General features: G+C 51.5%; 1 tRNA gene and 1 rRNA gene. Both read left to right on the forward strand.

Annotated elements, in window-relative coordinates:
* Window positions 1-267: 267 nt before the first annotated feature.
* Window positions 268-1,787, forward strand: a 16S ribosomal RNA gene (locus NG653_RS14600).
* 186 nt (window positions 1,788-1,973) lie between these two features.
* Window positions 1,974-2,047: transfer RNA gene (locus NG653_RS14605), tRNA-Ile, on the forward strand.
* Window positions 2,048-2,119: the final 72 nt, after the last annotated feature.

The raw sequence follows: 2,119 nt of genomic DNA on the forward strand, positions 1-2,119 counted from the left end.
AAAAACCCTCTTATATTTGCACCCGCTTTTGAGAGGAACTGTGGGTTATTGAGCGGGGTTTTTCAGGAGCGTGGATTAAGGAGTTCATTGACATAATGACAAACAGCGTATACTTCTCCTGAGGGATCAGGGGGGGTATTTTGTACAAATAAACAACATCCGTCAATTTTTAAGACAGGGGATAAGAACCTGGTACGGGTTGGGAGTTGGACTTTTCGTGATTGATTGTTTTAGGTAGTATAGGTTGAACTATAGTATTTACGATCTACGATGAAGAGTTTGATCCTGGCTCAGGATGAACGCTAGCGGCAGGCCTAACACATGCAAGTCGAACGGCAGCACGACCTTCGGGTTGGTGGCGAGTGGCGCACGGGTGCGTAACGCGTATAGAACCTACCCTTCACAGGGGGATAGCCCGGAGAAATTCGGATTAATACCCCATGGGATTATTTTGGGGCATCCTGAAGTAATTAAAGCTTTGGTGGTGGAGGATGGCTATGCGTCCTATTAGTTAGTAGGTGAGGTAACGGCTCACCTAGGCATCGATAGGTAGGGGCCCTGAGAGGGGGATCCCCCACACTGGTACTGAGACACGGACCAGACTCCTACGGGAGGCAGCAGTGAGGAATATTGGACAATGGTCGCAAGACTGATCCAGCCATGCCGCGTGCAGGAAGACGGCCTTATGGGTTGTAAACTGCTTTTTTACGGGAAGAATAATGCCCACGTGTGGGCAGATGACGGTACCGTAAGAATAAGGACCGGCTAACTCCGTGCCAGCAGCCGCGGTAATACGGAGGGTCCGAGCGTTATCCGGAATCATTGGGTTTAAAGGGTCCGCAGGCGGGCCAGTAAGTCAGGGGTGAAAGTTTGCGGCTCAACCGTAAAATTGCCTTTGATACTGCTGGTCTTGAGTTGCGGTGAAGTGGCCGGAATATGTGGTGTAGCGGTGAAATGCATAGAGATCACATAGAACACCGATTGCGAAGGCAGGTCACTAACCGCCGACTGACGCTGATGGACGAAAGCGTGGGGAGCGAACGGGATTAGATACCCCGGTAGTCCACGCCGTAAACGATGGACACTAGCTGTCGGGCTTTCGGGTTCGGTGGCTAAGCGAAAGTGATAAGTGTCCCACCTGGGGAGTACGTTCGCAAGAATGAAACTCAAAGGAATTGACGGGGGCCCGCACAAGCGGTGGAGCATGTGGTTTAATTCGATGATACGCGAGGAACCTTACCAGGGCTTAAATGGGGAGTGACAGGGGCAGAGATGCCTTTTTCTTCGGACACTCTTCAAGGTGCTGCATGGTTGTCGTCAGCTCGTGCCGTGAGGTGTCAGGTTAAGTCCTATAACGAGCGCAACCCCTACCGTTAGTTGCCAGCATGTAAAGATGGGGACTCTAACGGGACTGCCGGTGCAAACCGTGAGGAAGGTGGGGATGACGTCAAATCATCACGGCCCTTACGTCCTGGGCTACACACGTGCTACAATGGCCGGTACAATGAGCAGCCACGTCGCAAGGCGGAGCGAATCTAAAAAACCGGTCACAGTTCGGATCGGGGTCTGCAACCCGACCCCGTGAAGCTGGAATCGCTAGTAATCGGATATCAGCCATGATCCGGTGAATACGTTCCCGGGCCTTGTACACACCGCCCGTCAAGCCATGGAAGCCGGGAGTGCCTGAAGTCCGTCACCGCAAGGAGCGGCCTAGGGCAAGATCGGTAACTAGGGCTAAGTCGTAACAAGGTAGCCGTACCGGAAGGTGCGGCTGGAACACCTCCTTTCTAGAGAATTGTTCACTTGTGCTGCCTTATATAAGGCAATAGATTGCGAAGCGGAGTTTAATTTCTTCCCGTCCGGGTTTTTATCTTCGGTTTTAAAGAGGGACGGATGTTGTTTATTGTTTGTCATTTTTACCATACAGTGGGTTGGTGCCTGAAGTAGGGCATTGGTACACTGCAACTGTAAGAAGTCTCATAGCTCAGCTGGTTAGAGCGCTACACTGATAATGTAGAGGTCGGCAGTTCGAGTCTGCCTGAGACTACGTAAAGTAGGGGAAGGCAGGGAGAGGTTTGCCTGAGACTATCAGGGTCAATTAGCAAATTAGCGAATTAGC

This window comes from Robiginitalea marina (assembly GCF_024006985.1).
Classification (GTDB): domain Bacteria; phylum Bacteroidota; class Bacteroidia; order Flavobacteriales; family Flavobacteriaceae; genus Robiginitalea; species Robiginitalea marina.